Source organism: Paraburkholderia sediminicola (assembly GCF_046026855.1).
GTDB lineage: Bacteria > Pseudomonadota > Gammaproteobacteria > Burkholderiales > Burkholderiaceae > Paraburkholderia > Paraburkholderia sediminicola_A.
In genome coordinates this window covers 43,349-69,860 of the sequence record NZ_JAQQET010000016.1, presented here as the reverse complement: position 1 = coordinate 69,860, position 26,512 = coordinate 43,349, and the positions used below count along the sequence as shown (strand labels likewise).

General features: G+C 60.6%; 25 protein-coding genes. 15 read left to right on the top strand and 10 right to left on the bottom strand.

The genetic code is table 11. From position 1 onward, the window contains the following. The first annotated feature begins 85 nt into the window (after positions 1–85). From PQR40_RS18940 to PQR40_RS18925, 4 genes are all read left to right on the top strand, one after another. Positions 86–199: a DUF551 domain-containing protein gene (locus tag PQR40_RS18940; RefSeq protein ID WP_408509562.1), complete on the top strand. Its 114-nt coding sequence runs from the start codon at positions 86–88 to the stop codon at positions 197–199. 34 nt (positions 200–233) lie between these two features. Further along, positions 234–467 (top strand): DUF4224 domain-containing protein, encoded by a 234-nt coding sequence (locus PQR40_RS18935; protein ID WP_408509561.1) that lies wholly within the window; start codon positions 234–236, stop codon positions 465–467. 46 nt (positions 468–513) lie between these two features. Further along, the gene (locus PQR40_RS18930; RefSeq protein ID WP_408509560.1) at positions 514–1,539 is read left to right on the top strand and encodes a tyrosine-type recombinase/integrase; all 1,026 of its coding nucleotides are present in this window, start codon (positions 514–516) and stop codon (positions 1,537–1,539) included. Positions 1,540–1,899: 360 nt separating this feature from the next. After that, entirely contained in the window at positions 1,900–2,634 is a 735-nt protein-coding gene (locus PQR40_RS18925; RefSeq protein WP_408225290.1) for an IclR family transcriptional regulator, read from the top strand. Positions 2,635–2,695: 61 nt separating this feature from the next. Here the strand turns inward: PQR40_RS18925 and PQR40_RS18920 are convergent, their stop codons facing one another. Continuing rightward, positions 2,696–4,501 carry an acyl-CoA dehydrogenase gene (locus tag PQR40_RS18920; RefSeq protein WP_408509559.1) on the bottom strand — a complete coding sequence of 602 codons (1,806 nt, stop codon included), beginning with the start codon at positions 4,499–4,501 and terminating at the stop codon, positions 2,696–2,698. 265 nt (positions 4,502–4,766) lie between these two features. On the opposite strand from PQR40_RS18920, the gene PQR40_RS18915 reads away from it, so the two are divergent. The 5 genes from PQR40_RS18915 (at position 4,767) to PQR40_RS18895 (ending at position 11,394) form a co-directional block, all read left to right on the top strand. Then, a complete protein-coding gene (locus PQR40_RS18915; protein ID WP_408509558.1) occupies positions 4,767–5,540 on the top strand; it encodes an SDR family oxidoreductase in 774 nt (257 codons plus the stop codon). 268 nt (positions 5,541–5,808) lie between these two features. Continuing rightward, positions 5,809–7,035 carry an acyl-CoA dehydrogenase family protein gene (locus tag PQR40_RS18910; RefSeq protein WP_408509557.1) on the top strand — a complete coding sequence of 409 codons (1,227 nt, stop codon included), beginning with the start codon at positions 5,809–5,811 and terminating at the stop codon, positions 7,033–7,035. A gap of 124 nt (positions 7,036–7,159) precedes the next feature. Then, a complete protein-coding gene (locus PQR40_RS18905) occupies positions 7,160–8,869 on the top strand; it encodes a long-chain fatty acid--CoA ligase (protein WP_408509556.1) in 1,710 nt (569 codons plus the stop codon). Between the two features lie 5 nt (positions 8,870–8,874). Then, positions 8,875–10,431, top strand: a complete 1,557-nt coding sequence (locus PQR40_RS18900) for a class I adenylate-forming enzyme family protein (protein WP_408509555.1) — start codon at positions 8,875–8,877, stop codon at positions 10,429–10,431. A 57-nt stretch (positions 10,432–10,488) separates the two neighbouring features. Beyond that, positions 10,489–11,394, top strand: a complete 906-nt coding sequence (locus PQR40_RS18895) for an SDR family oxidoreductase (protein ID WP_408225116.1) — start codon at positions 10,489–10,491, stop codon at positions 11,392–11,394. 119 nt (positions 11,395–11,513) lie between these two features. Here the strand turns inward: PQR40_RS18895 and PQR40_RS18890 are convergent, their stop codons facing one another. From PQR40_RS18890 to PQR40_RS18870, 5 genes are all read right to left on the bottom strand, one after another. Further along, the gene (locus PQR40_RS18890; protein ID WP_408509554.1) at positions 11,514–12,698 is read right to left on the bottom strand and encodes an ABC transporter substrate-binding protein; all 1,185 of its coding nucleotides are present in this window, start codon (positions 12,696–12,698) and stop codon (positions 11,514–11,516) included. A 72-nt stretch (positions 12,699–12,770) separates the two neighbouring features. After that, a complete protein-coding gene (locus tag PQR40_RS18885; RefSeq protein ID WP_408225110.1) occupies positions 12,771–13,478 on the bottom strand; it encodes an ABC transporter ATP-binding protein in 708 nt (235 codons plus the stop codon). Next, positions 13,465–14,229, bottom strand: a complete 765-nt coding sequence (locus PQR40_RS18880; protein WP_408225107.1) for an ABC transporter ATP-binding protein — start codon at positions 14,227–14,229, stop codon at positions 13,465–13,467. Before PQR40_RS18880 ends, PQR40_RS18885 begins: the two co-directional genes overlap by 14 nt. Continuing rightward, positions 14,222–15,232, bottom strand: coding sequence for a branched-chain amino acid ABC transporter permease (locus tag PQR40_RS18875; RefSeq protein ID WP_408225104.1), 1,011 nt, complete (start codon positions 15,230–15,232; stop codon positions 14,222–14,224). The genes PQR40_RS18880 and PQR40_RS18875 overlap by 8 nt, the downstream gene beginning before the upstream one ends. Before the next feature lie 8 nt (positions 15,233–15,240). Then, a complete protein-coding gene (locus PQR40_RS18870) occupies positions 15,241–16,104 on the bottom strand; it encodes a branched-chain amino acid ABC transporter permease (protein ID WP_408225287.1) in 864 nt (287 codons plus the stop codon). Positions 16,105–16,680: 576 nt separating this feature from the next. Here PQR40_RS18870 and PQR40_RS18865 point away from each other — a divergent pair. Continuing rightward, on the top strand, positions 16,681–17,448 hold the full coding sequence (locus tag PQR40_RS18865; RefSeq protein WP_408225101.1) for a class II aldolase/adducin family protein: 768 nt from the start codon (positions 16,681–16,683) through the stop codon (positions 17,446–17,448). Positions 17,449–17,515: 67 nt separating this feature from the next. On the opposite strand, the gene PQR40_RS18860 is transcribed toward PQR40_RS18865, so the two are convergent. Further along, positions 17,516–18,607 carry a porin gene (locus tag PQR40_RS18860; RefSeq protein WP_408225098.1) on the bottom strand — a complete coding sequence of 364 codons (1,092 nt, stop codon included), beginning with the start codon at positions 18,605–18,607 and terminating at the stop codon, positions 17,516–17,518. Between the two features lie 476 nt (positions 18,608–19,083). Further along, positions 19,084–19,995 carry a LysR family transcriptional regulator gene (locus PQR40_RS18855; RefSeq protein ID WP_408225095.1) on the bottom strand — a complete coding sequence of 304 codons (912 nt, stop codon included), beginning with the start codon at positions 19,993–19,995 and terminating at the stop codon, positions 19,084–19,086. Between the two features lie 137 nt (positions 19,996–20,132). Here PQR40_RS18855 and PQR40_RS18850 point away from each other — a divergent pair, with 137 nt between their 5' ends. Both PQR40_RS18850 and PQR40_RS18845 read left to right on the top strand, forming a co-directional pair. Continuing rightward, entirely contained in the window at positions 20,133–21,227 is a 1,095-nt protein-coding gene (locus PQR40_RS18850) for a tartrate dehydrogenase (RefSeq protein ID WP_408225092.1), read from the top strand. A gap of 116 nt (positions 21,228–21,343) precedes the next feature. Continuing rightward, complete coding sequence (locus PQR40_RS18845; protein ID WP_408225089.1) at positions 21,344–22,639, top strand: MFS transporter; 1,296 nt, start codon at positions 21,344–21,346, stop codon at positions 22,637–22,639. 121 nt (positions 22,640–22,760) lie between these two features. On the opposite strand, the gene PQR40_RS18840 is transcribed toward PQR40_RS18845, so the two are convergent. Both PQR40_RS18840 and PQR40_RS18835 read right to left on the bottom strand, forming a co-directional pair. Further along, entirely contained in the window at positions 22,761–23,042 is a 282-nt protein-coding gene (locus tag PQR40_RS18840) for a hypothetical protein (protein WP_408225086.1), read from the bottom strand. A 191-nt stretch (positions 23,043–23,233) separates the two neighbouring features. Continuing rightward, positions 23,234–23,554 carry a hypothetical protein gene (locus PQR40_RS18835; RefSeq protein ID WP_408339066.1) on the bottom strand — a complete coding sequence of 107 codons (321 nt, stop codon included), beginning with the start codon at positions 23,552–23,554 and terminating at the stop codon, positions 23,234–23,236. Between the two features lie 295 nt (positions 23,555–23,849). On the opposite strand from PQR40_RS18835, the gene PQR40_RS18830 reads away from it, so the two are divergent. The 3 genes from PQR40_RS18830 to choW all read left to right on the top strand — a co-directional run bounded on the left by PQR40_RS18830 (position 23,850) and on the right by choW (position 26,505). Then, a complete protein-coding gene (locus tag PQR40_RS18830; protein ID WP_408225080.1) occupies positions 23,850–23,978 on the top strand; it encodes a hypothetical protein in 129 nt (42 codons plus the stop codon). Between the two features lie 453 nt (positions 23,979–24,431). Next, positions 24,432–25,610, top strand: coding sequence for a quaternary amine ABC transporter ATP-binding protein (locus PQR40_RS18825; RefSeq protein WP_408225077.1), 1,179 nt, complete (start codon positions 24,432–24,434; stop codon positions 25,608–25,610). Further along, positions 25,603–26,505 carry a choline ABC transporter permease subunit gene (gene choW / locus PQR40_RS18820; RefSeq protein WP_408225074.1) on the top strand — a complete coding sequence of 301 codons (903 nt, stop codon included), beginning with the start codon at positions 25,603–25,605 and terminating at the stop codon, positions 26,503–26,505. Before PQR40_RS18825 ends, choW begins: the two co-directional genes overlap by 8 nt. Positions 26,506–26,512: the final 7 nt, after the last annotated feature.

Here is a 26,512-nt window from a genome sequence, read left to right as displayed (position 1 = left end):
AAACCGCGCCTGCTGAGGGCCAGTTTCTCGTCTACATGCCCGATGAGACGGGCAGCCAATACAGGTCGCCAAGTGGCATCCAAACATGAAGACGATCGGCAATTGCTTTGCGTTCGACATGAAGAAACCGACGCACTGGCGACCGCTGCCTGAACCGCCGACAGAGGGCCGATGGAAGCCGCAACACAACGTATCTTAGCCGTCACGCGACGGGAATGGTTTGGGAGGTAGGAATGAGCGATACTTTTCTGTCGGCTGAAGAAGTTGCAGAATTGACGGATATCCGGGTCGGGAAGCATGGCAAGACGCGCGAAGAACTTCAGGTGGAATGGCTGCGCACGTCTGGAATTCCCTTCTGGACTAGCGCGCGCGGTCGGCCAATTATCGCTCGAGCGGCGATTATCGGACGTGAGGCGGCCGAACAACCGAAGAAAAAATGGCAACCTAAAGTGCTGGCTATGAGGTGAGATCGTGGGAAGAAAGCCAACACGGAATCCAAACGTGCCCCCGGGGATGCGGGTTCGTCATCGGGGCAAGACCACATACTACTACTATGATTGGGGTGGCAAGCCGCGGCGCGAAGAACCGCTAGGCACCGACTTTGTCTTGGCGGTAAAGCGCTGGTCAGAACTTGAGGGAACTCAGGCCCCCAGCGTTGCCATGCCAACATTCAAGGATGCGGCCGACATTTATATCCGTGAAATTTTGCCAGAAAAGGCACCGCGCACCCAGGTCGATAACCTCAAGGAGTTGACATATCTCCGAGAGTTTTTCGAACGCGCGCCGCTTGACGATATCGAGCCAACGCACATTAAGCAATATATGCGCTGGCGCCACCAGAAGGCCGTCGCTTACTACACGGAAATGAAGCGGGAGATCCCGCCAAATCTTGGGCACGTCAGGGCCAATCGTGAAGTCGCTTTGTTCAGCCACATATTCAACAATGCGCGCGAGATCGGTCTGACAAAGGTTGCCAACCCATGCGCAGGCATCAAGAAGAACACTGAAACCGGGCGGGATGTGTATGTTGAAGATGACCTGTACGCGAAGCTATATGCGCAGGCAGACGAGCCTATCCGCGACGCCATGGATCTAGCCTACCTGGCCGGACAGAGACCACAGGACACCTTAAAATACGATGAGCGCCACATAAAGGATAATTTTCTTGAGATCGACCAGGGTAAGACCGGCAAAAAACTGCGCATGGAGGTAATCGGCGAGTTGCGGGCAGTGATCGATCGAATTCGCGCACGAAGGGCGGGATACAAGGTCGTCAGTACCGCACTGGTGGTCACGGAGACGGGCGAGCGTATGACGCTGCGGACTTTGCAATACAGGTTTCGGCAAGCCCGAAAAGCCGCAGGTATCCCAGCAGGAGAATTTCAGTTCCGCGACCTACGCGCCAAGGCCGGAACGGACAAGGCCGAATCAAGCGGGGACATACGGCAGGCGCAAAAGCAACTCGGTCACAAGTCCCTTTCCATGACGGAGCATTATGTCAGGAAGCGTCGAGGCGACAAGGTGGGTCCGACGCGATAATCGTTCCGCAAAAAGTTGAACGATCAAGCCAGTCGGCGGATTGCCCGGGGTAGAAATAGCTGGTTTGCGGAACGAAAAACGATTCAAGTCTTTGTTAACAAAGGAATTGCGTTGGGACTATAATTCCGCAGCCTGGCTCACCCTTGGTCCGGGCACGGTTTGTCCTTCAAATGGTGCCGTTTCGCGGGAGCGCGTTTCATTTTGAGCAAAACCCATAACAGCCCGATCGATAATCCGGTCGACATCCCGAACGTCGGCGAAGCTGCGCAAAAACCCGCTGCGGCCGCGAGAACGAATACGGTCCTTGCGAGCCGGACGGCGCACGAGGCACACAAAGACGACCGCCATTTCGTCACGGCGCTGGCACGCGGGCTCGAGGTGCTGGCGTGTTTTCGCTCAGGCGACAAATCGTTGAGCAATCAGGAACTCGCATTGCGTTGCAAGTTGCCGAAATCGACGGTATCGCGCTTGACGCATACGCTTACGCTACTCGGCTATCTGATTCATTTGAAAGAGAGCGGCAAATACCGGCTTGGCACGGCTTCGCTCGCGCTGGGTAGCGCCATGCTGGCGCGGCTCGATGTGCGCAAGATTGCCCGGCCGGTGATGCAGGAACTGGCCGACATCTCCGGCGCAACGGTGTCGTTGGGAACGCGCGACCGGCTCTCGATGATCTACGTGGAAAATTGCCGGGCCTCGGTTGCGCTCACGCTGACGCTGGAAGTCGGTTCGCGCATTCCGGTCGCCACGTCGGCAATTGGCCGCGCGTGGCTCGCGGCGATCCCTGAACACGATCGCCTCAGCTTCATGGAACAGGTGCGTGAGCTCGATCACGTCGCGTGGCCGAAAACCCGTCGCGGCATTGAGAAGGCGCTCGAAGATTACAGCACGCTGGGCGTCACGACTTCATTCGGGGACTGGCAGAAAGAGGTGAACGGCATCGCGCGTGCTTTCCAGCCGGGTGGCGAACTGCCGATCATGGCGATCAATGTCGGCGGCCCTTCATTCAAGCTCTCCAAAGAATTCCTGCTCGAAGAAGTGCGGCCCCGGTTGATCGATGTGGTGACGCAGCTTGAAAGCGCGCTGTCGCATTGAACGGTATCAAGCGGCATCCAGCCACACGGATGCCGCGTCTATCCGAATAGCGTCGCAGCACTCAGAACCACTGGGGCGCCATGCTGAGCGTCGTATCGTCGAGACCGCGCAGCGTGGCAAGCATTAGCGAAACGCGCGGCAATTCCCAACGGAAGAACCACTGGCAAGCATGCAGCTTGCCGCGATAGAAGTCGCTATCGGCTGCGCTTTTCGCATCGGGTAGCGCAGCGCTCGCGACGATCGCCTGCCGCAACCACGTCCACGCAATCACGATATGGCCGAATGCTTCGAGAAAGGCATTCGCGTTGGCGAGCGCGCGCTCGCTTTCGCGGGCCAGCGTGGGCAATAACGCTTCGACCGTGCCAGTCAACTCGTTCCATGCTTTGCTGAGTGAATCGGCATGCGCCTGCAGCGCCGGATGAACTCGCGCCGATTCAACGCTGCGTTGTATTTCACGCTCCAGTTGCTTGAGCGCAGCGCCCTGCTTCATGACCACTTTGCGGCCCAGCAGATCGAGTGCCTGAATACCGTGCGTGCCTTCGTGAATCATGTTCAGGCGATTGTCGCGATAGAACTGCTCGACCGGATATTCACGCGTATAGCCGTAACCGCCGTGAATCTGGATCGCCAGGCTATTCGCTTCAAGGCACCACTGCGAGGGCCACGATTTCACCACGGGTGTTAGCAGATCGAGCAGCAGGCCCGCTTCGGCGCGCGCCGTTTCGCTCTCGCCAGTATTCTGTTCGTCGACGAGGCGTGCCGCGTACAGGCACAGCGCGTATGCGCCTTCCACGTAGGCCTTTTGTGCGAGCAGCATGCGGCGCACGTCGGCGTGTTCGATCAATGGCAATTGCGGATCGAGCGGGTTCTTGTTATCCGGACGCCGCCCCTGCGGCCGTTCGCGTGCGTAATCGAGCGACGCCAGATAGCCGCGATAGCCGAGCATGACCGCACCGAGGCCTACGCCGATGCGTGCCTCGTTCATCATGTGGAACATATAAGCGAGGCCCTGATGCGGTTCTCCCACCAGTTCGCCGATGCATTCGCCGCGTTCACCAAACGACAGCATGGTCGACGTCGTGCCGCGCCAGCCCATCTTATGAATCAATCCCGCGAGCGCGACATCGTTACGACCGCCGAGGCTGCCGTCGTCGTTGACGTGGAACTTCGGCACCGTGAACAGCGAAATGCCTTTAACGCCTGGTGGCCCGCCGGGAATGCGCGCCAGCACCAGGTGGACGATGTTCTCGCTCAATTCGTGGTCGCCACCGGAAATGAAAATCTTGTTGCCGCGGATCGAATAGGTGCCGTCTTCGTTGGGCGCCGCACTGGTGATGAGATCCGAGAGGCTCGAGCCCGCTTGCGGCTCGGTCAGCGCCATCGTTCCGAACGCGCGGCCTTCGAATAAGGCCTGCAGATACTTGCGTTTCTGCTTGGCGCTGCCGAAACGTTCGATCACGTTCGCATTCGCCGTGGTCAGCATCGCGTAAGACGACGTGGCGATGTTGGCGCTCTTGAAGAGCGACAGGCAGGCAAAGGAAATGACCGAAGGCAACTGCATGCCACCCCATTCGTAGTCTTTACCCGCCGCAAGAAAACCGGCCGAACGGAACGCGTCGAGCGCTTCCTTGACCTCCGCGGGCATCGTGACGCGTTGGCCGTCGAATTGCGGTTCGTGCTCGTCGGAGAGGCGGTTGTGCGGTGCGAACTTTTCGGTGGCAACCGCATGAGCGGTTTCAAGCGCGGCGTTGAAAGTCTCGCGGCTGTGGTCGGCGTGGCGCGTGCGCTGTGTGAGCGTTTCGGCTTCGAGCACTTCGAATAGCTGAAATTCCAGATCACGCGAATTGATGATCAACGCATCTTGCATGGGAGAAGACCCGTCTAAAGGTGAGCCGCTATGCAGAACAACTACGCGACACGTACAAAAACGCCTGCGTTCGCACTGATACGGCCCGATTGGGAAGTGCGGCATTCGGGTAAGTCCCGATGAGCCGTCCACCAACGATACGTGTCAGTTTAAATCAAAAGTGAATGAGCGTGCTTTTATTTACAGGCCGAATTTCGGCACGTATGATGGTCACAGAATCTGGAATATAAGTCTGCATTGCAGAACAACTTGGAGGAGCGTCGTAATGTCTGTGAAAGACCTGTTTCAACTGGACGGCAAGGTTGCACTGATCACCGGTGGTTCTCGTGGGCTCGGCCTGCAAATGGCCGAGGCGCTGGGAGAGATGGGCTGCCGCGTGGCCATCACGGCGCGCAAGGTCGACGAACTCGCCGAGGCGAAATCGCATCTGCAAAGCCGGGGCATCGCGGTGCAGACGATAGTCAACGATCTGCAGCGCTTCGAGGGTATCCCTGGTCTCGTGGATGAAGTGCTCGGCCTGCATGGCGGCATCGACATTCTCGTGAACAACGCTGGTGCGACTTGGGGCGCACCCGCCGAGGACTATCCCGACGAAGCGTGGCACAAGGTGATGAACCTGAATGTCCACGCACCGTTTTTCGTCGCTCGCGAAGTCGGTAAGCGCAGCATGATTCCGCGCCATGCCGGCAAGATCATCAATATCGCCTCGGTAGCGGGGCTGAAGGGCTCGCCGCCCGGCATGAACACGATTGCGTACAACACGTCCAAGGCCGCGGCGATCAACTTCACGCGGGCGCTTGCGGCGGAGTGGGGCAAGTACAACATCAACGTGAATGCGATCTGCCCGGGCTTCTTCCCGTCGAAGATGTCGGCAGGCTTGCTCGACAAACTCGAAGACACCATCGTCTCGCGCACGCCGTTGCAGCGTCTCGGCGGCGACGAAGATCTCAAAGGCCCGGTCGTGTTCCTCGCGAGTGAAGCGTCGCGTCATATCACCGGCCAGTATTTCGCCGTGGATGGCGGCTCGATCATTGTCTGAGTGGCCGGTTTCGAGGCGCAGCGCGAGGGTATTGCCGCGCTTCGCTCGCGTGAACAAAAGCTTTGCATGGGACCGGAGTAAGTGCGCTGCATGGGACCAGAGTAACGAGCTTTGCATAGGATCGGAGTAGCGCGCTAAAGCGCGAACTCCGATCGACAGCTAAAGCGCGAACTCTGATCGACAGCTAAAGCGCCAACTCCGGTCGACCGCCTTGCATGGGACCGGAGTAAGCGCTAAAGCGCTAACTCCGGTCGACAGGAGACGCCGTATGGATTTTCAGTACTCGGATAAGGTCAAGAGCTTGCAGCAGCGCCTCAACGCTTTCATGGACGAATACGTCTATCCAGCCGAGGCGATCTTCGAAGCGCAGATGGATGCCGCGCGCGAATCCGGTAACCGGTGGCAGCCCGCGCCGGTGATCGAGGAACTGAAAGAGAAAGCGAAGGCCGTGGGCTTGTGGAATCTGTTCCTGCCCGAGTCGAAATACGGCGCGGGGCTCACCAATCTTGAATACGCGCCGCTGTGCGAAATCATGGGGCGCTCCCATATCGGCGCGGAGCCGTTCAACTGCTCCGCGCCGGACACGGGCAACATGGAAACGCTGGTGCGTTACGCCACGCCCGAGCAGCAGCAACAATGGCTGCTGCCGTTGCTCGACGGCACGATCCGCTCAGCATTTGCCATGACAGAGCCGGAGGTGGCGTCGTCCGATGCGACCAATATCGAAGCGCGCATTGAACGCGACGGTGACGACTACATTCTGAACGGCCGCAAATGGTGGACCTCGGGAGCGAACGATCCGCGCTGCAAGGTGCTGATCTTCATGGGCAAGTCCAATGCGGATCATACGAACCGGCATCAGCAGCAGTCGATGATTCTGGTGCCCAAGGACACGCCTGGCGTGAAAGTGCTGCGTCATCTGCCGGTATTCGGCTATGACGACGCGCCACACGGCCACGCCGAAATCTCATTTGAAAACGCGCGCGTGCCGGCCAGCAACATGCTGCTCGGCGAGGGCCGCGGCTTCGAGATCGCGCAAGGACGGCTCGGACCGGGCCGCATCCATCACTGCATGCGATTGATTGGGCGCGCGGAGCGCGCACTCGAAGCGATGTGCCGCCGTTCGCTGGAACGCGTGGCATTCGGTCGGCCGATCGCCGATCAAGGCGTCACACTTGAACGGATTGCGAATGCGCGCATCATGATCGACCAGACGCGTTTTCTGGTGCTGAACGCGGCGTACAAGATGGATACGGTCGGCAACAAGGACGCGCGTCAGGAAATCGCCATGATCAAGGTGGCGGCGCCCAGCATGGCATGCCAGGTGATCGATTGGGCGATGCAGGTGCACGGCGGCGGCTCGGTCAGCGACGACTTCGGCCTCGCGCGCGCGTACGCGAGTTCGCGCACGCTGCGTTTTGCGGATGGTCCCGACGAAGTGCACCGCAACGCCATCGCAAAGGTGGAGCTTGGGCGCTACCTCGGGCGTTCATGAAGCGCCTGATTCCCTTGACGCCGTTGTTGACTCATTAGCCGGTCGCATCCGCCACGCGGCGGATGTGAATGAAGCGCGCACCCTCAGGGTGAAACGCGCACAGACAGTAAGGCAGGAGACGCCTATGAACGAACGCCATCACCCGCATTGGCCGCCGCAAGTGCCACTGCATCTGACGCTGCCCGAGACCAGCATTTTCTATAACGCCGAGGTGTCGGCGGCGCGCTTTCCCAACAAACCGTTCATCGTCTTCTACGACACACCGGTCACGTTCGGCGAGTTCAAGGACGAAGCTGAGCGCATCGCGGGATTCCTTCAGCAGGAGTGCCACGTCAAGGCGGGCGACCGCGTGCTGCTTTATATGCAGAACAGCCCGCAATGGATCATTGCCTACTATGGGATCCTGCGCGCGAACGCCGTGGTGGTGCCGGTCAATCCAATGAACATGACCGGTGAGTTGGCTCACTACGTCGAAGACAGCGGGACGACGACGATCATCGCGCCGCAATGCCTGTTCGCGAACGTCGAGCCGTTGATCGGCACCGGGCCCGGTCAGGGTATCGAGCATGCAATCGTCGCGACGTATAGCGATTACGTGAAGCGGCCGTCGCCGATTCCCGTGCCGGAATTCGTGGCGGCGCCGCGCAAGACCTTCGATGTTCCCGGCGTCACGCCCTGGCGTGACGTGCTCGAGCGGCGTATCGCTCCGGGTCCGCTCACCAGCGGTCCAGACGACCTGTGCGTGATGCCGTATACGTCCGGCACCACGGGCAAGCCGAAGGGCTGCATGCACACGCACCGCAGCGTGATGAGCACGCTGCTCGGCGGGTGCGTGTGGTTTTCGGCGCCGCCGGACGGTGTGTATTTGTCTATATTGCCGTTCTTTCACGTGACCGGCATGCAAGGCGGCATGAACAGCGCGGTGTTCTCGGGAGCCACGATTATCGTGTTGCCGCGCTGGGATCGGGAAGCGGCGGCGCTATGCATGCAGAAATATCGCGTGACCGCGTGGCAGTCGATCACGGCGATGATGGTCGACTTTCTCTCGAATCCGAAGCTCGGCGAATACGATCTGTCGAGCCTGACGGGTGCACGCGGCGGCGGCGCGGCGATGCCGGATGCCATTGCCAGAAAGCTCAAATTGCTGACGGGGCTCGATTATGTAGAAGGCTACGGCATGTCCGAAACGATTGCCGGCACGCACATCAATCCGCCGCATCGACCGAAACCGCAATGCCTGGGCATTCCGGTGTTCGACGTGGACTCGCGCGTGATCGATCCGGTCACGTTGCAGGAACTCCCGCAAGGCGAAACGGGCGAAATCATTGTGAACGCGCCGCAGGTGATGCAAGGCTACTGGCGCAATCCGAAGGGTACCGAAGAAGCGTTTATCCAACTCGACAGCAAGCGTTTTCTGCGGACCGGCGACCTCGGTCATATCGACGAGGAGGGGTATTTCTTCATGACCGATCGCCTTAAGCGCATGATCAACGCGTCAGGCTACAAGGTCTGGCCCGCGGAAGTCGAAGCGCTGATGTACCGGCATCCGGCGATTCAGGAGGTGTGCGTGATCGGCGTGAAAGACGCGAAGCGCGGCGAAACCGTGAAGGCGCTAGTAGTGCCCGCTGCGACACACGCCGGCATGATCAGCGAGCAGGACATCATCGACTGGTCGCATGAGCAGATGGCGTCTTACAAGGCGCCGCGTATCGTCGAGTTCGTGACGTCGCTGCCGAAATCGGGTAGCGGCAAGATCCTGTGGCGCAAGTTGCAGGAAGAGGACGCGGCGCGTACGGCGGCGGCCGATGAGAGCAACGGTACCCGGGGAGGCTGACAGCAATGGGCTGGCTCGAAGCGTTATTGGACGAACCGTTCGTCTGTATCACCGACATGCTCCACCGCTTCGCCAAAGAACGCGGTGAACACGCGGCCTTGATCTGCGACGGCGAGGTGGTGACTTACGCCGCGCTGGACGCGCGAGTCGATCGCTTTGCGGCCGCATTGCAGCGCGACGGCATCAAGCCTTGCGATGCGATTGCGTTGTGCGCGGCCGCCTCGGTGGAATACGCCGTGGCATTTCTCGGCGGCCTGCGGGCAGGGGCGGCGGTGGCGCCGCTCGCGCCGTCGTCGAGTGCGGCGAGTCTTGTCAGCATGATCGGCAACTCGGGCGCGCGGCTGCTGTTCCTCGATGCAGACGTCAAACGTCTGCTCGAACCGGTGGCCGCGGAGATCAGTGCAATCCCCGTGGCGTTAGATGCGCACGCAGGCAGCACCGCCCTCGAAGCCTGGCTCGCGCCGAACGGCACGACGCCTGACGCCGTAACGATCGATCCGGCGTGGCCATTCAACATCATCTATTCGTCAGGCACCACGGGCACGCCAAAAGGTATCGTGCAATCGCACGGCATGCGCTGGGCCTACGCGGTGCGCAGCATTCTGCGTGGCTACGGCCCCGACGCCACGACGCTGATTTCCACGCCCTTGTATTCGAACACAACGCTCGTGAGTTTTATGCCGACGCTGACCTTCGGCGGCACGGTCGTGTTGATGCCGAAATTCGACGCCACACGTTATCTGGAACTTGCGCAACAGTACCGCGTCACGCACACGATGCTGGTGCCGGTCCAGTATCAGCGCCTGATGGCGCATCCGGACTTTGACCGTTACGACCTTTCCCGTTTCCAGGCCAAGTTCTGCACGAGCGCACCGTTTGCGGCGGGCGTGAAGGCGGACGTGGTGCGCCGCTGGCCGGGCAAGCTCACCGAGTACTACGGTATGACTGAAGGCGGCGGCTCGTGCCAGTTGGAGGCCGACGAATTCCCCACCAAGCTGCATACGGTCGGCAAACCGATGGAAGGTCACGATATCCGTCTGATCGACGAGCTCGGTAGCGAAGTGGCGGCGGGTGAGGTGGGCGAAATCGTTGGCCATTCGCCCGCGATGATGACCGGCTACTACCGTCAACCGGACAAGACGGCCGAGGCGGAGTGGTACGACCCGAGCGGCAAGCGTTTCATCCGCACGGGCGATATGGGCCGCTTCGATGCCGACGGTTTTTTGACGCTGCTCGATCGCAAGAAGGACATGATTATTTCGGGTGGCTTCAACGTCTATCCGAGCGATCTTGAAGCAGAACTGTGCTCGCATCCGGACGTTGCGGATGTGGCCGTGGTGGGCGCGCAGTCGGAGCAGTGGGGCGAGACGCCGGTTGCGTTCGTGGTGCGCCGTCCGCTTGCACAGATCGACGCCGACACGCTACTTGCCTGGATCAACGCGCGGCTCGGCAAGATGCAGCGACTCTCCGCGCTGACCTTCATGGACGCGTTGCCGCGCAGTCCGATCGGCAAGGTATTGAAACGCGAATTGCGCGAGCAGTTCTATCCCGCTGGGCGTTGATGCGGTGTAAAGACGCTTCAGAACGCTTGAATACACTAACTGGCAATGGGACAAGGCATGGACAATTTTGAAGGCAAGGTCGCGGTAATCACCGGCGCCGGCTCCGGGTTTGGCCGTGAATTCGCACGGCTCGGCACGAAGCTCGGTATGCGCCTCGTACTCGCCGACGTGCAACAGAACGCGCTCGACGAAACATTCGCCGAGGTGAGCGCAGCCGGCGCGCAGGCCATCGCGCGCCACGTCGATGTCGCGAAGGGTGAGGAAATCGACGCGCTGGCCCGCGCCACGCTCGACACCTACGGCGGCGTGCATCTGGTCTTCAACAACGCAGGCGTAGGCGGCAGCGGTGGCCTCATTTGGGAGAACACCGAACGCGACTGGCAATGGTTGCTCGGCGTCAACGTGTGGGGTGTGATTCATGGCGTGCGGGCTTTCACGCCGCTCATGCTCGAAGCTGCCAAACGCGATCCGGCCTATCGAGGCCACATCGTCAATACGGCTTCGATGGCGGGCATGCTCAATCCGCCGATGATGGGTCCATACAACGTATCGAAACACGCGGTGGTGTCACTGACCGAATCGCTGTATCAGGATCTTTCGCTGGTCACGCAGCAGGTGGCGTGCTCGGTGCTGTGCCCGTATTTTGTGCCAACAGGTATCGCGAAGGCGCATCGCAATCGTCCGTCGGAACTGGACAACGACACGCCGCCGACCTTGTCGCAACGTGTATCGCGTGCAATGAGCGAGAAGGCAGTGAGTTCGGGGAAAGTGAGCGCGGAGCAGGTCGCGGCGATGGTGTTCGATGCGATCCGTGAAGCGCAGTTCTATATCTTTTCACATCCGCATGCGCTGGGTGCCGTGAAAACGCGCGCCGAGGATATCGTCACACCGCGCAATCCGACCGATCCGTTTGCCGAGCGGCCTGAAGTTCGGGCACAGATAATCGAGGCGTTGAAGGGGTAGCCAGGGAGTCGGCGGAAGCGCCGGCCTCGAAAACACGAGGCTTGAAATACGCAAGGCCTCAAAAGCACAAGGCGCCGTGAAAATCACGGCGCCTTTTTTAGCCTTTCTCTATCGCACCGTCACTTCGCGGCTGTCAGCGAGCTCAGCACCGCCGACTTCAACTGACCACCCTGAACCACGGCCGCAACCGGATTGCCGATCACGAAGCCGCCGTGATCGTCGACGCCCGTCACGCTTTGTGGATTCGCCTGCGGCGGCAATGCCTTCACCGCCTTGTCGAACTGATTGCGGATCGCGGTCGCGTCGCTGACGCTGCCGGCCAGCTTCATCGCGAGTGCCGTCGCGTAGACGGCGGTGTAGTTCAGCGATACCTCCTGACTCGGGTCCCGCCCGCCATGGGTTTTGCGGAAGCGCTCCACAAACATTTTAGCGTTCGGCGTGTCGTCGTTGGCCAACGGCAATACCCCGATCGCACCGTTCAGCGCCGCATAGCCGCCGGTGACCTTGGCCACTTCGTCGAGCTTGGCCTGGTCCATCACGATAAAGCCACCCTTGAAGCCCAACTCGCGCGCCTGCTGCGCAATCAGGCCGGTCGGCTCGGACGGACCGCCGATAAACATCACATCGGGCTTGGCCGCCAGCACGCGGCTCACGCCGCTGTAGAAATCGGTGGCGCGGTTATACGACATGGCGTTGTCCGCGACGATCGTGCCGCCTGCTGCTTCCCACGCGGGTTTGAATGCGGCGACCCAGACCTTGCCGTAGTCGGTATCGGTGGCGGCGAGCGCAACCTTCTTGCCGTACGTCGCCATTTCGTACTTGATGAAGGCGTTCAGATACGACGTGAACGCGGGCGGAATGCGCACCGTGAGCTTGTTGCCGCGCTCGCTGATCTGCGGCACGCTGGTGTACGAGAGCAACAGCAATTTCTGTTGCTCGTTGCTGGTCTGCACCGCAAAGCCGCCGCCCGAATGCGGCACGAGCACCACGGCGGCCTGCTGTTCCTGCGCGAGACGCCGCGCGTTGATCGCGGTTTCGGCGGGGTTGTACTTGTCGTCGAGCGGCACGATGTCGAGCTTGATTTTCTTGCCGGCCACTTCGATGCCGGCCTGATTGACGTCGGCGGCGGCCATCTGCATGCCTTCGAGCACTTCCTGGCCGTACTTCGCCGCGCCGCCGCTCAACGGACCGGAGTAGCCGATATGCACCACCTGCTGCGCCATCGCGGCGCCCGAGCTCAGGAGCGCAGTCGTGGCGACTGCCGCGCACAGGCCGGCCCGTCCGCACAAGCGTTTGATCGTCATACGTGTCTCCTTTGATTTATAAAATGTGCCCGCGCTCACGGTCTCGTTGCGCGGGCCGTGCATCAAATTCGTTCAGCCGCCGACGTAAGCGCGCCGGATCGCTTCGTTGTTCATCAGACTCGCATGATCGCCTTCGAGTACGATACGGCCGTTCTCGATGACATACGCACGGTGCGCGATCTTCAACGCCGCGAACGCGTTCTGTTCGGCGAGCAGTACGGTTGTGCCCGCGCGATTGATCTGCTGGATCACCTCGAACACCTGCTTGACGACCAGCGGTGCGAGCCCGAGCGACGGTTCATCGAGCAGCAGCACCTTGGGCCGGGCCATCATCGCGCGGCCGATCGCCACCATCTGCTGCTGTCCGCCGGACAGCGAGCCGGCTGGATGGTCCTTGCGTTCGGCCAGAAGCGGAAATAGCGAGAACACCTGGTCGAGATTGCGCTGATTGCCGGCCTTGTCGCCGCGATGCACGTAGGCGCCGAGCGTGAGATTCTTCAGCACCGACATGCCAGGAAACAGCTTGCGGCCCTCAGGGCATTGGATCACGCCGCTGCGTACGATCTGCGCCGGCGTCATGCCGAGCAACTCGCGCGTTCCCAGCCGCAGGCTGCCGCTCGCGGCGCGGCGCAGGCCGCTCGTCGCGAGAAAGATCGAACTCTTGCCTGCGCCGTTGGCGCCGAGCAGTACCACCAGTTCGCCGTCGTCCGCGTGCAGATTGATGCCGTCCAGCGCGCGGAAACTGCCGTAATCGAGCGCGATGTTCTCAAACTTCAGCATGCTCGCTCCCCAGGTAAGCGTCGATCACGGCCGGGTTCGCGCGAATTTCGGCCGGTGTGCCTTCGGCGATTTTCTTGCCGTAGTTCAGCACCATGATGCGATCGGCAAGTTTCATGATCATGTTCATCTTGTGTTCGACAAGGCACACGGTCACGCCGTGTTTGACCAGCTTGCGGATCAGTTCGGCGAGGCCCTCGGTCTCTTCGGGATTCACGCCGCCCGCCGGTTCGTCGAGCAGCATCAGGCTCGGTTCGGTGGCGAGCGCGAGCGCCACAGCGGCACGTTTGCGCTCTTCCTGCGAGATATCGCCGGCCATCCGTTCAGCCATTGCCGACAAGCCGACGAAGTCCAAAGCCTCGCGCGCCTTCTCGCGGCAAATGCGTTCTTCCTGCTTGAGCCGTGCTGAATGTGTCAGTACGTCCCACAGCCCCGAACGTGTGCGTAGCCGGTGGCCGACGATCAGGTTGTCGAGCACGCTTGCCCGGTCGAACAGCGCGGTGGATTGAAATGTGCGCGCCACACCGAGGCGCGCCATCTGATCGGCGCCCAGCTTTGTCACCTCCTGACCTTTGAAGACGATGCGCCCTGAACTCGGCAGATGGGTGCCGCTGATCAGATTGAAGAAGGTGGTTTTGCCCGCGCCGTTCGGCCCGATGATCGCGTTGATCTTCCCTGCTTCGATATGCGTGCTGACGTCGTCTACCGCGATGAGGCCGCCGAAGTGTTTGCTGAGCGAGTCGATTTCAAGCATGACGGTCTCCGCGCGTGGGCTGCGATTGACGCGCGACGATGCCGTTCTTCGGCGTTGCAAGTTTCGCGCGCCGGCTCTTTCTCGCCATATACAAACCGACGATACCGTTCGGCAGAAAGATGACCAGCAGAATCAGGATCGGGCCGAACACAACGAAACGGTACTCCTGCAAAAACTGCAGATACTGTGTGAGCCATGGAATAGCGAGCGCGCCGAGCAGCGGGCCGGCGAGGGTGCCGATGCCGCCCACCAGCATGTACATCGTCATGTCGAAGGTATGGTCGACGCCGGCCAGATCCGGCGCGAGAAAGCGCACGGAGCCCGCATAGAGACCGCCCGCGAGCCCCGCATAGATGACCGACAGGACAAAGGCCAGCACCTTGTTGCGCATCAGGTTGATGCCGAGCGACTGCGCGAGTCCGTCGCTATTGCGGATCGCCATGAAGGTCCGGCCGAGCAGCGAGTTGACGATCCGATGCATCAGCCACACGCCGAGCACCAGAAACGCGAACACCAGGTAGTAGAGCGGCCGCGGATTTTCAAACGAGACGATGCCGAAACCCGAAGGTGCTGGAATGCCGACAATGTCCGTGACGCCGTGCGTCAGGCTGTCCCATTTCTCGATCACGAGAAACATGATGTAGCCGACGCACAGCGTGAAGATCGAAAAGTAATGGCCACGCAGGCGCAGCGACACGAGGCCGACCAGCGCGCCCAGTATCGCGACGACGAAGCCCGAGGCAATAAACGCGAGCCAGAACGGCACCTGGTGATCGACCGTGAGAATGCCCACCGTGTACGCGCCCACCGCCATGAAGCTGCCGTGCGCGAGATTGAACTGCCCCGTGTAGCCGGTGATCAGATTCAGCCCGACGGTGGCCAGCGCGAAGATGTACGCGGTGGACATCACGGTGAGCATGTAGTCGTTGGTGGCCAGAAACGGAAACACGAGACCGAGCACGAACAGCAGCGTCCACCCCAGCTTGCTCTCGAATAATTTCATGACTGATCTCACGATGCGCGCAGTTCCCTGGTGAACAGTCCTTGAGGACGAACCGACAGAATCACCACCAGCAGCACGAAGGCGATGATGTCCTTGTAGTCGGTCGAGATGTAGAAGGCACCGAAGCTCTCTGCCATGCCGATGATCAGTCCGCCCACGATTGCACCCGGCACGCTGCCCATGCCGCCGAGAATGATGATCACGAAGGCCTTCAGGATCACCAGTTGGCCCATCGCGGGATAGACGAGGTTGATCGGTGCGTACAGCGTGGCCGCCACGGCGGCGAGCAGGCCCGAGATGCCGAAGGTCAGCATCGTCACCTTGTTGGCATCGATGCCCATCAGTGAGGCGCCTTCACGGTCCTGCGCCATCGCGATGATGCTCGAGCCGATCACCGTGTATTTGAGGAAGAGCTGCAGCAGCACCACCAGCGCGAACGCGGCGCCGATGATCAGCAGGCGCTGCAGCGGTGCGGTCACGCCGCCCAGTTCGATGATCCCGGCGTAGGGTGTGGGCATGCGGTGAAAATCCGCGCCCCAGATCGCTTGCGCGCCGGCTTCGAGAAATAGCAGAAGGCCGATCGCGGCGATCATCGGATGCAATTCGGAGGATTTGCGCAACGGATGAAACACCAGCCGCTCCGCGAGAATCGCGAGCACGGCGACCGCGACGCCCGAGCCGATCATGGCGAGCCAGTAGTTCCAGCCGAACCGGCTCATCAGGTAGAACGAGACGAACGCGCCGACCATGTAGAACGCGCCGTGAGCAAAATTCGGCACCGCGAGAATGCCGTAGACCAGCGTGAGTCCGAGTGCGACGAGGCTGTAGATGCCGCCCAGCGTCAAGCCGTTGAGAAACTGCTGCAAAAACATATCCACGCTTTTACACCCTCCAACGGAGGCGCGCCGCGCAATGGTCACCCGTGCTTCTGGGGACGCTTCGCCGCACGCCTGACTACGGACGGGACAACAGCCGCTGCTCGAATCCGGCGACTGTTATCGACGGTTGTCGACGGTTTGAAACGCGCACGCACCGGCAGCAAACTGCAAACAGCCATGTGCGGTGGCGTGAGAGAAATTTGGCACGATCGTTCACTTTGCGTCAACAGGTTTTTCCATTTGCTTGTTCTGCATTGCAGATTATTAGGGAAGTCACTTAGATCGCTCGCGCTCCCGGCGGGCACGTTGGACGCGCCATATACCGATTGCAAAAGAACTGCACCGTTGCTTGTATTCAGCATGGATCGACGGCTTGTCGATCACGTGCGCGAGCAGCATCGGCGAAAATGGAAAGTCGGCTTGACTTCACTTTGCACGCCCCAGTATTCTGCAATGCAGAAATTAACCCGCCGCTCACGCGCTCGACATATGCTCGACATATCCCGGCGCGAGTGTTTCGCAACGCGGCCGTCAACATGATGTTCTTCGCTTTCTCGAGGTGTCCCGCCCATGAACTCCGCACTCGATATCCCCAGCGTTCGTCAGATGGTGTCCCCTGAGGAGTGGCAGGCCCGGGTCGACCTTGCTGCCGCGTACCGGCTGGTGGCTTTGTTCGGTTGGGACGACCTGGTGTTCACGCATATTTCGGCGCGCGTGCCGGGACACGAGCACCAGTTTCTGATCAATCCGTATGGCCTGTTCTTCGAGGAAATCACCGCGTCGAGTCTGGTCAAGGTGGACCACGAGGGGCACCCCGTCATGCCCACGCCGTTCGACGTGAATCCTGCCGGTTTCGTGATTCATAGCGCCGTGCATGAAGCGCGGCCCAACGTGAACTGTGTGTTGCATACGCATACGGCCTATGGCGTCGCAGTCGCGGCGCAAGAAGAAGGTTTGCTGCCGTTGTCGCAACAATCGGGTTTCGTGCTGACGAACCTCGCCTATCACGACTATGAAGGTGTCGCGCTGCGCGACGCGGAAAAGGCGAGGCTGGTCAGCGATCTCGGTAACGCCAACTACATGATGCTGCGCAATCACGGCTTGCTGACCTGCGGACGTACCGTCGCCGAAGCGTTTCAGGCCATGTATCTGTTCGAAACGTCATGTCGTATCCAGATCCTCGCGCAAGCAGGCGGCAAGCTGATCGAAGTGCCGCAGTCGATCATCGAGACAATGGGCGAGCAGGCGCGCCAGGTCAGCAAAGGCAAGGGCGCCGATCTGGTGTGGCCAGGCTTGCTGCGGCGTTTGACGCGGCGTAATTCTGGCTACGATCAATAGGGCCGCCATTTCGCATGACCCGGCGCACCGCCCGCGCGGCACGCCGGCATCTCGCGTTCCGCACCTGCTAGAACATGTGCCGGATACCGACGTTCACGCCGGCCGTTGTGCCCGTGGCTTCGTTCAGTGCATTGTTGACGGACAGTCCCGTGTGCATCGCGCCGTGGTTCGTTACGAAGCCGCCTTGCCCGTACACCACAGTGGCCTTCGACAGCGAATACTCAAGCCCGGCGGACGCCAGTATCGAATTGTTCGACGAGTTGTTCCCGTCGCGCGTCACCCACACGCCCGCGTCGACGTTCAGTGCGGGTGTGATGCGATAACTGGCGCCGCCTGAATAGACGCGATCGTTGAACGAACCGGCCACCTTGTACTGTACGTACGAGGCCTTCACGGTCAGGCTGTTGAACACGTAGCTGGCGCCGATTGCCCGGCCGTCGAATTCGACCACGCTTGGAATTGCGATCGAGGCAGCGCTGCCACCGGCGTTGCCGCTGTAGAGCGCGGCATCGACCGTCAGCGAGCCGAGGTGGTAGCGCAGGCTCGCCGAGTACTGGCGCCCCGCCTGAAAATCCCCGGCTGTGCCGCCCAATGCCATCATCGCGCTGGCTTGCAAGCCGGCGATTTCCGGCGACGTGTACGAAATGCCGTTCGGGTTGAACAGGCCGGTCACATAGACGTTATTGAGGTAGGTGACGAGGCCGCTGCCGAAGTACGACATCTCGCGCGGATCGAAGTCGTACACCGCGAGGAAGAAGGGCGAGAACTGCAAGCCGGCCTTGACCGTGCCGTAGCGGCTGTCGATACCGACCCACGCCTGCCGCCCGAATTCGTTGCCGTTCGAATTGCTGAGCGAACCGTTGGCAATGCTGATACCGCTTTCGAGTTCGAAGATCGCGCGCGTGCTGCCGCCGAGATCTTCGGCGCCACGCATGCCGAAGCGCGAACCGGAGAGGCCGCTGTCGGTGAACGAGTATTGGTGACCCGCGCTCTGGCCGGTCGTCGCGTTAAGTGTTTTGCTGGTGTAGAGGAGAGAGGCGTCGACGATACCGTACAGCGTGACGCTGCTTTGCGCATGGGCGCACTGGGCGGCGCCCAATGCGCACGCGCCTGCTAATCCGAGAATGGCTCCAACCCGATTGCGATGACTTGCCGGCATGCTTCGTGTCTCCTTGTTTATTGAAATCAATTGAACTGGCGAAGTAATGCGTGTGCTGCAAGATTCTGGCGATCTGTTGCGCGATACGATTTCAACAGGCGATAACGAGCCTTCGCAATCTGATAAGGGATGCGAAATAGTGGGTCTGCTGGTGCGCGCCTTGTGTCCGGTTGCCTGCTGGGTTGTCTCCTGATCGCTGGGGCGGCTCGGCGCTGCTATGAACTCATTGATCGCATGCTTGCGCACAGGATGCAGGCGCAATTTGGCACGACCGTTCGTTCTATGTCAACGAGGGAAATCGCTCGTTTGGACTGCAATGCAGGACAAAATAGGGAAAACACCTGGCGCTATGCGCGTGCTTGATTTGTGCCGTAAGGCTATGTAATGCAAAGGAGTTGGCGGAATTATCCGGTTTGAATTGACGACGGGGTGCTTGACACCATAGTTCTGCATTGCAGAACTATGAGGAGGCTGACTCAACGCGCTCCAAACGTCTCTATCAGCATGTCGACGAATGCCTTGACCCGCGCCGTCATTTGCAATTGTTGCGGGTACACCGCGTAAATATCGGCACCCGGTGTGCGGTATTCCGGCAGTACATGAATCAGGCGGCCGTCGGCGAGATACTCCGCGATATCCCATTCCGCCCGCATCAGAATGCCGTGGCCGTCCAGTGCCCACTTCACCGCGATCTCGCCGTCATTGGTGGTGAGGTTGCCGCGCACGCGTACTGTCTCGGTCTTTTCGGTTGCGCCGCGTCCGCTGGTCAGACGCCATAGCCCGTAGCCGTCGTCGCCCTGACGAATGCCGATGCAATTGTGTTGCGATAGTTCTGCCGGACTGCGTGGTGCGCGCTGTTTGGCGAAATACGCAGGTGACGCGCAAAGCAGCCGCCGATTGGACGCGACCCGGCGCGCTATCACGCGAGCATCCGGCGGTTCGCCGAAGCGCACGCATACGTCGAAGGCGTCGTCGCTGATTGGCGGCGGGTCGACGGAGAGTTGCAACTGCACGTCCACCTCGGGAAAGCGCCGCACAAACCTGGAAATCAGCGGCGCCACGTGACTGCGGCCGAAACCCAGCGTTGCATTCACGCGCAGCAGACCTTTCGGCACCGCTTGCGAGCCGCCGAGCAACTGCGCCAGGTCGTCCATTTCGCCCAGGATGCGCCGTGCGCGCGTCAGATAGAGTTCGCCCTCCGGCGTGAGGCTCATGCGCCGCGTCGTGCGGTTGACGAGCGATACGCCCGCGCGCGATTCCATTTGCGACAGATGCTTGCTCACGGCCGCGGTACTCAAGCCGAGTTCGCGTGCGGCCGCAGTCAGGCTCCCGCCCGCGGCGAGCGTGGAGAAGAAGGCGAGGTCGTCCGGATGTATCGACGAGGTCATGGTGAGTGAGGCAACGAGCAGCCCGGCGAGCCACTCATTATTAACCTGAGGTTAAAGATGCTTTGAGTCTAGCAGCGTTTTCATGAGCGCTACTCGTTCTAGGATGCAGCCATACGTTCAATATCACGGAGACGCCAGTGAAGACCTATCGCATCGCAACCATTCCAGGCGACGGCATCGGCAAGGAAGTCGTTCCAGCGGGACAACGCGTTCTCGAAGCTATCGCTGCGCGAAGCAATGCCTTCCAGTTCGAGTTCGAGAATTTCGACTGGGGTGGCGATTTTTACCGCCAGCACGGTGTGATGATGCCGGCCGACGGACTGGATGCCATCCGCCACAAGGACGCAATTCTGTTCGGCTCCGCGGGCGATCCGCATATTCCCGATCACGTGACGCTCTGGGGTTTGCGCCTGAAGATCTGCCAGGGCTTCGATCAGTATGCGAACGTGCGTCCCACCCGCATTCTTCCCGGCATCGACGCACCGTTAAAGCGCTGCGGGCCGAAGGATCTCGACTGGGTGATCGTTCGTGAGAACTCGGAGGGCGAGTATTCCGGCGTTGGCGGACGCGCGCACCAGGGCCATCCGATCGAAGTCGCCACCGATGTCTCTATGATGACCCGCGCGGGCGTCGAACGCATTCTCCGTTTCGCGTTCCGACTCGCCCAGTCGCGGCCACGCAAGCTGCTCACGGTGATCACCAAGAGCAATGCGCAGCGGCACGCCATGGTCATGTGGGACGAGATTGCCCTGGAAGTCTCGAAGGAGTTTCCCGACGTCGCATGGGACAAGGAACTCGTCGACGCCGCAACCGCCCGCATGGTCAACCGTCCGGCCACGCTCGACACGATCGTAGCCACGAATCTTCACGCGGACATTCTGAGCGATCTGGCAGCCGCATTGGCCGGCAGCCTCGGTATCGCGCCGACCGCGAATCTGGACCCCGAGCGCCGTTATCCCTCGATGTTCGAGCCGATTCACGGCTCTGCGTTCGACATTATGGGCAAGGGTCTCGCCAATCCGGTCGGCACGTTCTGGTCAGTTGTGATGATGCTCGAGCATCTCGGAGAGACGGCCGCTGCGCAGCAACTGATGAATGCAATCGAACGCATCACGGCGAACCCGGCACTGCACACGGGCGACCTCGGCGGCACGGCCACGACCGTACAGGTGACCGATGCGGTCTGCGCAATCCTCGCAGCGGAACCGGCGGCAGAGTTCAAAGCGGCTTAACGCGCAATGCACAGCGCGCGATATGCAGCGAGCAGCGCGCAATGCACGTACGCATGACACAAAAACATAACGCCCGGACGACCACGTCACGGGCGATTCAGAAAGCGGAGACTGGCATGACCAATGAATTGCAAGCCCGTGTGGTTCGCAAGCTGACGTGGCGCATTTTGCCCTTCGTCATGCTGCTTTACTTTGTCAGCTTTCTCGATCGCGTGAACGTCGGCTTCGCCGCGCTCACGATGAACAAGGACCTCGGACTCTCGCCGACCATGTTCGGGCTGGGCGGCGGCATTTTCTTTCTGGGGTACTTTCTATTCGAAGTGCCTTCGAACCTCATTCTGAACAAGGTGGGCGCGCGTATCTGGATTGCACGCGTGATGGTGACGTGGGGCCTGGTGTCGGCGGCTTCCGCGTTTGTCGTCGGACCGAACTCGTTCTATACGCTGCGGTTTTTGCTCGGTGTGGCCGAAGCCGGCTTCTTTCCCGGCATCATTCTTTACCTCAGCCAATGGTTTCCCGCACGGCAGCGCGCGGTCGCGGCGGCGGCATTCATGGCGGCAGCGCCTTTGTCGACGGCAATCGGGTCGCCTATTTCAGGCGCCATCATGCAGATGCCGGCCCTGTTCGGATTGAAAGACTGGCAATGGCTGTTCATCATCGAAGCGATTCCTGCCGTCGTTCTCGGGTTCGTGGTTTTGAAAGCACTCACCGATTCACCAGAAAAGGCGACGTGGCTTGCCGCGGATGAAAAAGCGTGGCTCGTCGCGACCTTGCGCGAAGAACGCGCGGGACGTGAATCGCAGGCAGGACATGCGGCAGGTGCGCTCGCGGCATTGCGCGACCCGCGCGTGTGGATCATGTCGATGATTTACTTCGGCACGTCTGCGGGTCTTTATACGCTCGGGTTATGGGCGCCCTTGATCATTCGTCAATTCGGCTTTAGCGCGCTTGGCACTGGGGCGTTGAATGCGATTCCCAGCGTGCTGGCCGTGATTGGCATGGTGATGTGGGCTCGCCATTCGGACCGCACTGGCGAACGCACGTGGCATGTGGTGATTCCGTGCGTTGTGGCGGGCGTTGGGCTCGCATGGGCGGGTTTTGCGGATACGATCATTGCGGTGGTGCTGGCGCTGATTCTCGTGAACGTGGGCATTAGTGCGGCCAAGGCGCCGCTGTGGGCCATGCCGAGTACTTTTCTTTCGGGTGCCGGCGCGGCGGCCGGTATCGCCATGATCAACTCGATCGGCAACCTTGGCGGTTTCGTCGGCCCGTTTGCAATTGGCTGGCTGAAGAGCGTGACGGGGGGATATGCAGCCGGACTTTATGTCGTGGCGGCGAGTCTCGCAGTATCGGCCATGCTCGCCCTGGCTATTGGCCGGCGAGGATATCGGGCGGCTCCCGCGCCGCAATGATCTTGCGGGTTTCTGGTTGATCTCCGGATTGAAAATATGCCTTGCTCCCGCGCTGATTTTTGTCCGTTGACTTGCTGCGAGTCATGGACAGCGCGGAAGTGCAGGGCATCATCGTGCGTATTCAATGATTGAACAATCGCGAGTTCTTGCCCGCGAAATGCATCGTTGAGGATTGCGAAAAGCTTGTGGCCGGTCCGCCATAACCCGAGCTGTCACTGTATCCAGATGTCTTGTGCGAAGGCTGCTGATATTGCGCGCCCGACTGATTGTTCTGCGTGTCGTGCATCGAGACGGCAGGTGCTGCCGTTGTGTCGTTCATCGGTGTGTTTACCTGCTGGGCAAATGACAGGGTCGGGATAGCGACGATCGAAGCAATGAGCATGATGTGTTTGAGTGCTTTCATAGTGGTTCTCCAATAGAGTGATGGTGCCGCGCCGGCCATTCCGGTCGATGCGTGTCCACAGAATAAGCAGCTTTGCTTAACTTCTCCTTAGGGGCGCTCAAACAACTTTCTTCCACGTTTTGAAGCACAAGCCGTGGCGCGGCCGATGCCGGCACCAGGGCTTGCCTTGCGCAGCCGTTACTTCATTTGTCTCAATCCCCATCCCAGCCGTGACGCTCGTGCCATTCGCGCTCGTGCTCCTCATGCTCATGGTGGCGCCACTGCCGTTCGCGCCATTCCTGCCGCTCGTGCCATTCACGGGCACGCCAGTCATCGCCGTAGCCATAGCCATATCCCACGACGGGTGGGGGCGCGTAGACGACCGGCGGAGGCGCGATATAGGCCGGTTGCGCGGGCACGAAAACCGGCCCGGGAATGCCAATGCCGATGCCCACGTCGACGTGGGCGCAAGCGACCGTGGAAGCCACTAATAGCGCGCCGCCGAGAATCGCTGATAATAGGTTCTTGCGCATGTTTTTTCGTGTCGCCTGACGATTGCAGGCGATGATAGTGAAGATGCTGCGCAGTGTAGGCAGGGCCGCGGTTTGCAGGTGCAAGAGGGATGCGAGATTGGTAACACGGAGTAACGCCGAGCAGCCTTAAGGTTGCCGTAATGATTCCCGTGCACCATAAACCGGCTAGACCTCCGGTTTCTTCCCGCTGCACGCAAAATCAGCGACGCTGTTTTCGTCACGAACCGGCAATTAATAGCCCGGTCGTGCCGTTTCGAATTTTGCTGACTGATATCCACGTTGATCGGGGAATGCAATGGGTTTTTCTGCTGAAGCTTGGGCGCTCGCGCGCCTGTGGTGCATGTACCCGGTGCTGGGCGGCATTGCGATCTGGTATTTTTCGCGGGCGGACCGTCTGCTGCAGGCTGTTCGCGCACGCAATTGAGCGCCAATTCATTGATCATCAGACGCCCCCACGAGTGTGCAACGGCGACCGCTGAGCAACTGCACGCCTGCTGCACTGCGGCAAGTGCGCCTTCCACTTCCCCGACACACCTGTTTTCTCCGCCAGATCGCATTCACTTGCTCTGGCGCGACATGCCCGCCTGACCACCCCTGCACCCCGAAAAACCTTATCCAGCAAGGGTTTGCCCGCCATCTGGCGGCGCCCGCGCGAAACCGGTGTCGCATTTCCACATGTGGTTGTCGCAAATAGTCGGCTAGGCATACTTTTTTCTGGCAACTATGTATGCACAGCGCGGACGGACGTCCGCCACTGCAACAACTATCTTGCATGGGACCGGAGTAAGTGCTTTGCATGGGACCAAAGTAAGCGCTGAAGCGCTAACTCTGGCCGACAGCTAAAGCGCCAACACCGGCCGACATAGGAGAGCATTCAATGAATTCCCCCAAGGTCGTGGTCGAAGGGCTGTGCAAGGTGTTCGGCACCAACCCGAAACAGGCGATCGGCATGCTGGCAGGAGGCGCTACGAAAGAGGAAGTATTCGCGCGCACTGGTCAGATAGTCGGCGTCCATAACGTATCGTTCGAAGTCAAGGAAGGCGAGATCTTCGTGCTGATGGGCCTCTCGGGCTCCGGCAAGTCGACACTGATTCGCCTGATCAATCGTCTCGTCGAGCCGACCGCCGGCAAGGTGTTGATCGACGGCCGTGACGTGGCCAGCGTGCCGCGCTCGGAATTGACAGCGCTGCGCCGTAAGGACATGAGCATGGTGTTCCAGTCCTTCGCGTTGATGCCGCAGCGCACGGTGCTGTCCAACGCGGCGTTCGGGTTGGAGGTGGCGGGCATCGGCAAGAAGGAGCGCGAGAAGCGCGCCATGACCGTGCTGGAGCAGGTCGGCCTCGCGCCGTTCGCTGAAAAGTTGCCGGCCCAGTTGTCGGGCGGTATGCAGCAACGCGTGGGGCTTGCGCGGGCGCTGGCGGTCAACCCCTCGCTGATGATCATGGACGAGGCGTTCTCCGCGCTCGATCCGCTCAAGCGCAAGGAAATGCAGAACGTGTTGCTGGAACTGCAACGCGAGCAGCAGCGCACCATCCTGTTCGTCTCGCACGATCTGGAAGAGGCGATGCGTATCGGCACCCGGATCGCGATCATGGAAGGCGGCAAGGTGGTGCAGATCGGCACGCCGCAGCAGATCATCACGAATCCCGCCGACGACTACGTACGCGCATTCTTCGAAGGCATCGACACCAGCCGCTATCTGACGGCCGGCGACCTGATGCAGACGGACGCCGTGCCACTCATGCAGCATTCGCCGCAGATCGACGCCTCGAGCGTGGCCGCTACGCTGAACGGCAGCGCCGAATACGCGTTCGTGCTCGACGGCGAGCGCAAGATCCGCGGCTTCGTGTGCCGCGATGCGATGGGCAGCGCGTCGCCGCAGCTCAATCACATCGAATGCATCCGCCGTACGACACCTCTCGACGACGTTGTGGAACGCGTGGTGGCGAGCCGCGCGCCGCTGCCGGTCGTCGAAGCGGACGGCTCCTACTGCGGTTCGGTCAACAAGACGAACGTACTGAACGTTCTCACGCGCCATCGAGGTTCCCATGTCTGAAGTCATTCCACTTGGCGCCTGGGTCGACCACGGCGTTCACTACCTGCTCGACCACGACGCAGCAACGTTCGATTCCATCGGCAAGGTCATCGAGAGTTTTGCCGCGCTGATCGAGCACGGCCTGCAAGCCGTGCCGATGTGGGCGCTGATGGCATTCTTCGTCGGTATCGGTTTGTGGCGGGTGGGCTGGCGTTTCGCACTGTTCACCTTGCTGGCGATGCTGCTGATCTACGGCACGGGCTTCTGGGATCAGATGGTGATCACGCTTGGTCTCACGCTTTCGTCGACCCTGATCAGTCTGCTGCTCGGCGTGCCGCTCGGCATCTGGACCGCGAAGAGCCGCACCGTCGAAATGATCGTGCGCCCCGTGCTCGACCTGATGCAGACCATGCCGGCGTTCGTCTACCTGATCCCGGCGGCGATGCTGTTCGGTCTCGGCCGCGTGCCGGGGATTCTTTCCACGGTGATCTTCGCCATGCCGCCGGCTGTGCGCCTGACGTCGCTCGGCATCAAGCATGTGAATCGCGAAATCGTTGAAGCAGGGCAGGCGTTCGGTTGCACGCCCTTGCAGTTGCTCTACAAGGTGCAGTTCCCGAACGCGCTGCCGTCGATCATGACCGGCGTGAACCAGACAATCATGATGGCGCTCTCAATGGTGATCATCGCCTCGATGGTGGGCGCGGGCGGTCTCGGCAATGACGTGCTGGCGAGTATTCAGCGGCTCGATATCGGACTCGGCTTCGAAAGCGGACTTTCAGTGGTGATGCTCGCGATCATTCTCGACCGCATCACGGAAAGCTTTGGTCGCACGCCGGGCACCGCGCGGGCGCCGTTGCTGTCGGGCTTGCGCAGTGTCATGAAGGTGCGCAGGGCGCCGGCGGCGCAGCACGGCTGAGCCGCCT